At 68.5% G+C, this 7706-nt stretch carries 6 protein-coding genes and 1 pseudogene; 1 reads left to right on the top strand and 6 read right to left on the bottom strand.

Annotation, left to right across the window (positions count from 1 at the left end; genetic code table 11):
• From NA4_RS36380 to NA4_RS36370, 3 genes and pseudogenes are all read right to left on the bottom strand, one after another.
• Positions 1–612: pseudogene (locus tag NA4_RS36380) on the bottom strand (ABC transporter permease); the annotation flags it as partial.
• Positions 609–1541 (bottom strand): ABC transporter ATP-binding protein, encoded by a 933-nt coding sequence (locus NA4_RS36375; protein WP_067480360.1) that lies wholly within the window; start codon positions 1539–1541, stop codon positions 609–611. The pseudogene NA4_RS36380 and the gene NA4_RS36375, both read right to left, overlap by 4 nt.
• Positions 1541–2194, bottom strand: a complete 654-nt coding sequence (locus NA4_RS36370) for a TetR/AcrR family transcriptional regulator (protein WP_067480356.1) — start codon at positions 2192–2194, stop codon at positions 1541–1543. Before NA4_RS36370 ends, NA4_RS36375 begins: the two co-directional genes overlap by 1 nt.
• Positions 2195–2295: 101 nt before the next feature.
• Between NA4_RS36370 and NA4_RS36365 the strand changes: the two genes are divergently transcribed.
• Entirely contained in the window at positions 2296–4227 is a 1932-nt protein-coding gene (locus NA4_RS36365) for an acyl-CoA dehydrogenase family protein (protein ID WP_067480353.1), read from the top strand.
• A gap of 131 nt (positions 4228–4358) precedes the next feature.
• Here the strand turns inward: NA4_RS36365 and NA4_RS36360 are convergent, their stop codons facing one another.
• The 3 genes from NA4_RS36360 to NA4_RS36350 all read right to left on the bottom strand — a co-directional run bounded on the left by NA4_RS36360 (position 4359) and on the right by NA4_RS36350 (position 7609).
• On the bottom strand, positions 4359–5120 hold the full coding sequence (locus NA4_RS36360) for a phosphatase PAP2 family protein (protein WP_067480349.1): 762 nt from the start codon (positions 5118–5120) through the stop codon (positions 4359–4361).
• 73 nt (positions 5121–5193) lie between these two features.
• On the bottom strand, positions 5194–6090 hold the full coding sequence (locus tag NA4_RS36355) for a nuclease-related domain-containing protein (RefSeq protein ID WP_067480346.1): 897 nt from the start codon (positions 6088–6090) through the stop codon (positions 5194–5196).
• A gap of 121 nt (positions 6091–6211) precedes the next feature.
• The gene (locus NA4_RS36350) at positions 6212–7609 is read right to left on the bottom strand and encodes a DUF2252 domain-containing protein (protein ID WP_067480342.1); all 1398 of its coding nucleotides are present in this window, start codon (positions 7607–7609) and stop codon (positions 6212–6214) included.
• Between the last annotated feature and the right edge of the window lie 97 nt (positions 7610–7706).

Raw genomic sequence — 7706 nt, 5'->3', positions numbered from 1 at the left:
CGCCACCCGCGCCCCGGCGCTCACCTGGGCGGCCACCGCGGCGACGGATCCCCACAGGATGCCCGAGGCCGCCAGCGCGGCCCCGAAGGCCAGCGACCCCGCACCGGGCAGGTCAGCGGCGTACAACGACAAGGCACAGGCGATTCCGGCGAGCAGCGCGCCTGCGTAGGTCATGATGAGAGTGGCGGTGAGGCCCGCGTAGCGGCCGATGCTGGTGGCGCCGACCAGTTCCGCGCGTCCGGTCTCCTCCTCGACCCTGGTGTGCCGGATCACCGTGAGCACCGTGGCGATGGCGATCATGCTGTACATGGCGCCCGCTTTCCAGGTGCCGATCGAGCCGAGTTCGGAGCTGAACACCGGGCCGTACATGGCGATCAGCGCCGGGCTGTCGGCGGTGGTCTTCGCGAAGCTGTCCAAATCGGCTTGGGTGCTGTATAGATCCTTGACGCTGACCACTTGGAAGGCGGGCATCAGGCCGATCAGCAGCGTCCACAGCGGCAGCACGATCCGGTCCCGCCGCAGATACAGTCGCAGCAACCTGCCGGTTCCCGCGAAATCTCCGCCGCCGAATGCCGGTGCCGCGGCGGCGCGGTCGGCGATGGCGGTGGTCATGCTCGCACCTTCTCCCCGGTGGTCGTTGCGGACTCGGCGCTGTCACCGTCGACGTGGTAGTGCCGCAGAAACAGTTCTTCCAGCGTCGGTGGCGCGCTGGTGAGACTGCGGACGCCGGTGTGGCCCAGCACCCGGATCAGCTCGCCGAGGTGCTCGCCCTCGACCTGGCAGCGCAGCGTGGCGCCGTCGAGTTCGATGTCCTCCACACCCGGGATGCGGCTCAGATCGCCGGGGTCGCCGAGCAATTCGGCGGTGATGGAGGTGCGCGAGAGATGACGCAGCTCCGACAGCGAGCCGCTCTCCACCGTGCGCCCGGCCCGGATGATGGTCACCCGGTCGCACAGCACTTCCACCTCGGACAGGATGTGACTGGACAGCAGGACGGTCGTGCCGCGCTCCTGCGCCTCGTGCACGCACTCCCGGAAGACCTGCTCCATCAGCGGGTCGAGACCCGAGGTCGGCTCGTCGAGCAGCAGCAGCCGCACATCGGAGGCCAGCGCGGAGATCAGGGCGACCTTCTGCCGGTTGCCCTTGGAGTAGGTACGCGCCTTCTTGCGCGGGTCCAGGTCGAAGCGCTCGATCAGCTCGGCGCGCCGTTTCTGGTTGCTGTCCCCGCGCATCCTGGCCAGCAGGTCGATGGTCTCGCCGCCGGACAGCGATGGCCAGAGCGTGACATCGCCTGGGACATAGGCTAGTTCGCGATGCAGGGCGACCGCGTCGGCCCATGGGTCACGGCCGAAGAGCCGAGCGCGCCCTCCGGTCGCCCGTAGGATGCCGAGCAGCACTCGGATGGTGGTGGACTTGCCCGCGCCGTTGGGGCCGAGGAAGCCGTGGATCTCGCCTTCGGTGACCGTGAGATTCAGTCCGTCCAATGCGGTCACGTGGCCGAAGGTCTTGCGGAGGTCGCTGACCTCGATGATGCCGGACATCACTTCTCCTTGGTGAATGTGTCCAAGATCGTGGGATCGGTGAGCAGGCCCTGGGTGTAGAACTCCAGAGCCGGCGGGGTGAGTTCTTCGGTGAGTTCGCGAATCGCCTTGCGATAGTCGATCTGTTCGCCGCGGCTCTGACGGAGCTGCATGAACAGCAGCGTCGCGCCGACGTTCAGCATCATGAGGTATCTGGCGCGCGCCGCGGGGTCGCGGCTCGGTTTGATCGTGCCCGCCTCGACGCCCTGCTCGAGATACCCCTCGGCGTCGGCGGCCATGTGGTCGAACAGCGATTCCGCCATCGGTCCACCGGCTTGGAGGCTGCGCACCATGTAGGCGACCAGCGGCGCGTACGACTCGATCTCGGCCAGGGCGTTGAGCATGCCCGACGCGACCGATGACGCGGTGATCGCCTTGATCTTCTCGTCGCGGATCAGTTGCAGCACCCGGTCGTCGCAGGCGGCGCGTAGGCCGTCCTTGGAACCGAAGTGATGGTTCACCAACCCGGGGGAGACACCGGCGGCGGAGGCGATTGTGCGGACGCCGACCTGGAAACCGTGTTCGCCGAATACCTCGATCGCGGTATCGCGGATGCGAGCCGCGGTGGTCAGATCCTCGGCGGGTCCTTGCGGAAGGGGCTGTCGATCAAACACATGTTCAGTATATTAAACGTGCGTTCAACGTTCGGGCAAGGGTCTGTGACGACTTGTCACGTCAACGTTTCCGGGGCCGCGTGCGGGGCTATCGTCGAGTCATGACGACCGGCACGATGACGACGGCGGACCACCTACGCGCGACACTGGACGGACCCTGGGCGGCGGTCCGGGAAGAAGCTCGAAACCTGCTGGCCGGTGAGGAGTTCACCGCGGACCCGTCCTTGGATTACAAGGCGGCGCGGGCGCGGGTGCTCGACCAGATGCGGGTCATCGCCACGATGGGATTCGCCGAGCGCGGATTCCGCCGGGAGCACGGCGGCACCGGCGAACCGGGCGCGGCGGTGGTCGGCCTGGAGATGCTGGCCTACGCGGATCTGTCGCTGTGGGTGAAATCGGGTGTGCAATGGGGACTGTTCGGTGGCGCGGTGGAGAATCTCGGCACCGAACGCCACCGGGAGTACATCGAGCAGTTGATCTCGCTGGATCTGCTCGGCTGCTTCGCCATGACCGAATCCGGACATGGCAGCGACGTCGCGAACCTGGAGACCACGGCGACCTATGATCCGCGGACCGAGGAGTTCGTGGTGCACTCGCCGACACCGTCGGCGCGCAAGGACTACATCGGCGGCGCGGCCGAACACGCCAGGATGGCAGCGGTTTTCGCGCAACTGATGACTCAGGGCGAGAACCAGGGCGTGCACTGCCTGCTGGTGCCGATCAGGGACGAGAACGGCGCCGACCTGCCCGGCGTGACAACCATCGATGACGGACTCAAGGGCGGCCTGCCCGGCGTGGACAACGGGCGCATCGCGTTCGATCACGTGCGGGTGCCGCGAGAGAACCTGCTCAACCGCTACGCCGACGTCGCGCCGGACGGCACCTACAGCTCCGACATCGACAACCCGAGCCGCAGGTTCTTCACCACGCTCGGCACGCTGGTGCGCGGCCGGGTCAGCGTCGGCGGCGCCGCGGCGGCCGGTGCGCGCGTGGCGCTGAGCATCGCGGTGCGCTACGCGCTGAAGCGCCGCCAGTTCGCCGACCCCGACACCGGCGTGGAAACCGTTCTGCTGGACTACCGCAGCCATCAGCGCCGCCTGCTGCCGCTGCTCGCGAAGTCGTACGCGCTCGCGTTCGCGCAGAACGACCTGGTACGCCGGATGCATCTGGTGCAGACCGGCCAGGATCTCGAGCCGGGCGCGCAGCGTGCGCTGGAGAAGCGCGCAGCGGGCCTGAAGGTCGCGCAGACCAGGCACGCCACCCGCGCCATTCAGGAATGCCGCGAAGCATGCGGCGGCGCGGGCTATCTCACGGAGAACCGGCTGGTCACGCTGAAAGCCGACACCGATGTGTTCACCACCTTCGAGGGTGACAACATCGTGCTCACCCAACTGGTGGCCAAGGAACTGCTCACCGCCTACGCCGACGAGATCCGCGACCTGGATGCCTTGGGCTGGGTGCGTTTCGCCGCCACCATGGCCGGTGACGTGGTGCGCAAGCGATCGGGCGTGCGCCAGCTGATCCAGACCCTCCGAGACCGCAGTGGCGAGTCCGTCGACGACGGTGACCTGTCGCGCCGGGCGGTGCAACTGCAGCTGTTCGCCGACCGCGAGGACTATCTGGTCCGGACCGCGGCACACCGGCTGCGCGCGCGAGCGCAGGACACCTGCCCGTTCGAAGCGTTCAACAACGCCCAGGACCACATCTTGGCCGCGGGCTCGGCGCACATCGACCGCTTGGTGCTGGAGGCGTTCATCGAGGGCATCGCCGGCATCGACGATCCGGACGCCCGCGAACTCGCCGGATCGATGTGCGACCTGTACGTCTACGCCACCATCGAGGAGAACCAGGCCTGGTTCATCATGCACCGGTTCATGTCGGTGGAGCGGGCGAAGGCGGTGCGCCGCGGTGTGAACGAGCTCGTCGACCGGCTGCGCCCGCATGCGCTGCCCCTGGTCGAGGCCATGGGCGTGCCCGAGTCGATGCTGCGCGCGGCCATGCTCGACGACGCCAGCGTGTACGACCGGACCTGATGGCGCGGCCGGACGGTGTTCGCCCTCGGCTCATGCCGGAAGCCGAGTCAGGGGTATGCAGCCGCATCGCTCAGCCGGACGGAGGTTCGTCAAGAGAGCCTGCGCCCCGCGTGAATGCCGAGGTGGCCGCACTAGAGAGGCGGCACGACCCGGCACAGTCCGTGCTGAGCACTGCGAAGGCGAGGCAGCCGCCAGCTCGGGCGATCCGAGTCGAGCCGACGTACGCCGCCCTCCTGAGGCGCGTACGTCTGGGTCGTGGAGCCTCGGGTCTTGCCACGGCCGAGGAATTCGGCGGCCCAGCACAGCGATATCGCCATCGTGATCGCCGCCGCGATGCCGCCGAGGATATCGGTCGGATGGTGGTAGCCGAGGCCGACCATGCCGACGGCCGCCGCGAGCGTCGCGACGCTCGCCGCCGCGCAAACCAAGCGCCGCGCTTGCGGAAGCTCCGCCAGCAGCACGAAGGTGGCGGCGATCGCGACCAAATGGACGGTGTGCCCACTTGGGTAGGCGAGATAGTCATCCAGCTGCCGCCCCCATAGTGGTTTCAGCAGCCAGGTGTTGATCGCGACGGCCAGCTCCGGCACGACGAGCATCGTCGCCGCGCGCGGTAGATCGCCGCGGCGAGCGAACCGAACGCAAGCCAGGATCAGCAGCGGAAGCAGGATGTACCCATTGCTCGGGACGACGAGCGCTTCGTACACCCACGATCGCGCGTCGAGCGCCGCGTGGACGGGATCCGCGATGGCGCGATCGAGCGCCGACGGCGCTCCGTCGGCAGGAAAAGTGGCGGGAACCGCCGCAGTGGCCGCGGCGCCGGTGGCGGCGACACCGGCACGGACGGTTACCGCGGAAGTGTTCTTTCCTCGACCGGTCTGCCTGACTGCGAGCACCGGTCGACGATAGCGAGCCAACAGCCCGCGCGGGCTGTCGATCCGGTGGCGGTGCGGTGCGCCGCCCGACCGCTCAGCCGGGTCCGTAGGTCGTGATCGCGGTGACGACGAACCACAGAACCCAGACGAAAACGATCACCATGCCGATCGCCAGAACGGTGCGCATCACCGCGCGGCCGAAATCGAGATCGCCCGGCTCCCGCGGATACAGCTTCCACGGGCTGTACCAGGGCGCCCGGACGACGAAGGCGGCGCCCTGCGCGTCCCGTTCCAACTGCGCGAGCTCCTCGGCGTACGCCTCCGCCTGCGCCTGGTTGGGGCCGCCGTGCCACAGCGTGATGTCGATCGGACCGAGGAACCCCTCGGCGAGCAGGTCCTGCGGGGCGGGCAGGAAGGGCAGGATGCCCAGACCGCGGAACGCGATGGCGACGTCGTTGGCGGTCCAGAGGAATTTCTCCTCCGCGGCGAGCGCGTCGAAATAGTGCCGCAGCCGGGACGAGTCGTCGCCGATGATCACGTCGAAACTCGGGTCGGCCCAGGCCTGCTCCAGCCGCAGCTGAGCGCCGGACAGCGGAACCAGCAGCGCGACGCCGTGCACGACACGCTGCCCGAGACCGCGGGCGGCCAGCCATTCCTGCAATGCGAAGGTGTGCTCCCGCGACTTCTCCAGCGGGGTGCGGCGGTCGCGGCTCTCCATCGCCGCCGGCTCGCCGTTGATCGTCCACGGTCCGTTCAGCGGGACCTCCAGCACGCCGTCCTGCCGGGCCACGAGCGCGTCGGCCTCGATCACCACGCAGCTGGTCGGCGTCCAGATCACGGCATCGAAAGGATGCAGCCGGTCGGCGTGGAACAGGCTGCAGGTGATCGTCGCGACACCGTGCGGACTCTCCGGGTCCTTCCAGGTGCGCAGCCAATCGATCAGCGCACGCTCGGCATTGGTGCCTGCGGCGTTCTGCACTCGCACGAGCATTGGCGACCGCCCTTCACGTCGACCCGACAGGGGACAGAATACGAGGTGCCGCACCGAGTTCGCCGCGCCCAGGCCGACACTCGGCGTGTTGAGCCGGCTTCCGCGGCCGCGGCGCTTGCCGTTACTCCGGCTCTTCGGCCGTGATGCGGCCCGCTCGGATCGCATCGACCAGTGCGGCGTGATCCGCCTCGGTCCGATCGGCGTACCGCACCGCGAACGCGGCCACCGCGTCGTCGAAACGCTCGTCACCGTCCAGATATCCCGACAGCAGACGGGGATCCAGCGAGCGCGAATGGGCCCTCGCCAGCAGCGCGCCCGCCAGCCTTCCGTAGTCGTCGAGGTCGCTTGCGGGCAGTTCAGCGGGATCAATGCTGCCCTTCAGATTGCGGAATTGCCGCACTATGAAAGGCAATTCGACGCCGTCGCCGGTCGGGTCGAGCGTTGTCCACCCCAGCAGGATGTCCGATTCGGACTGAACCAGCCTGGCGCCCTGCACAATTCGCTCGCCCTCGTGCCGCACCGGGCGGGTGGGCAGGAACGGGGCCAGCGCCGAGGGATTGGCCTGCTTGACTTGCAGCACCAACGCCTCGCCGTCGTTGCCGTGCAGCAGGGCGAGATAGGTGTGCAAGCCGACGCTGCCGGTGCCGACGATCCGGAACGCGACGTCGGACACCGCGAATCGGGCCAGCAGATGGCGCCGGGATTCGTGCAGGCTTTCCGCGTAGCGCTCCAGTCCGCCGGTCACCGCCTCGGCGACGTGCGCGTCCACCTCGGTGAGAATCGGTGGGTCGCTGATGAATCGGTGCTTGCGGATACCGGTCTGGTGGTCCTCGAGGTGCTCGGTCCACTTGGCCACCACCTTGGCGCTGGTGTTCTTGCGCGCCTTCTTCGCCGCCTTCTTGAAGTCGTCGAGCAGGTCGTCGGCCTTGGCCCTGGTGATCACCGATTCGTCCGGAAGCGCGCTCCAGGACTCCATGAACGGCATCGCGGCGAGCGCGTCGACGGCGAGGCGGTAGGAGCGGGCGGCGTCCCGCGCCGCGGTGCGGCAGTCGTCGGCATCCGCGCCGGACTCGCGTCCCGCCAGCACCAGGCTGGCCGCGAGACGCTCCAGGTCCCATTCCCACGGCCCCACCACGGTTTCGTCGAAATCGTTGATGTCCATGATGATTTCGCCCCGCGCCGTGCCGTACAGGCCGAAGTTGGCCGCATGCGCGTCGCCGCACAACTGGGCCCGCAGGCCACTGTCCGGGCCACCGGCCAGATCGGCCGCCATCAAACCCGCCGCGCCGCGGTAGAAGGTGAACGGTGAGGCCGACATCCGCCCGACGCGCAGCGGTATCAGGTGCGGCAACCGCCACGCGTTGCTCGCCTCGAGAAAGGCGAGTACGTCCGGACGATGCGCGCCGGTCGCCTCCCGGTCCCGTGCTGTGACCGGAACCCGCTGACGCAGCGCGCGCGCCTTGGCGCGGACCTCCTCCGCGGGCACGAAGGAGCGCAGGTCGATACCACTGTCTGACACAACGGATCACGCTAGTCGGTTGCGGGCCGGACGCCGGTGTGGTGTCGGCCTCAGGTTGCCGTGGCCGGCGGTGCTACCGGCTCGATCGGCAGCCGCA

This window comes from Nocardia amamiensis NBRC 102102 (assembly GCF_001612745.1).
In the GTDB taxonomy this organism is placed as follows: domain Bacteria; phylum Actinomycetota; class Actinomycetes; order Mycobacteriales; family Mycobacteriaceae; genus Nocardia; species Nocardia amamiensis.
This window is presented reverse-complemented; position numbering and strand designations above follow the sequence as displayed.

Excerpts from the sequence above, each read along its gene's own strand:
- NA4_RS36375 (WP_067480360.1), bottom strand. The coding sequence starts at position 1,541 with ATGTCCGGCATCATCGAGGTCAGCGACCTCCGCAAGACCTTCGGCCAC.
- NA4_RS36365 (WP_067480353.1), top strand. The coding sequence starts at position 2,296 with ATGACGACCGGCACGATGACGACGGCGGACCACCTACGCGCGACACTG.
- NA4_RS36355 (WP_067480346.1), bottom strand. The coding sequence starts at position 6,090 with ATGCTCGTGCGAGTGCAGAACGCCGCAGGCACCAATGCCGAGCGTGCG.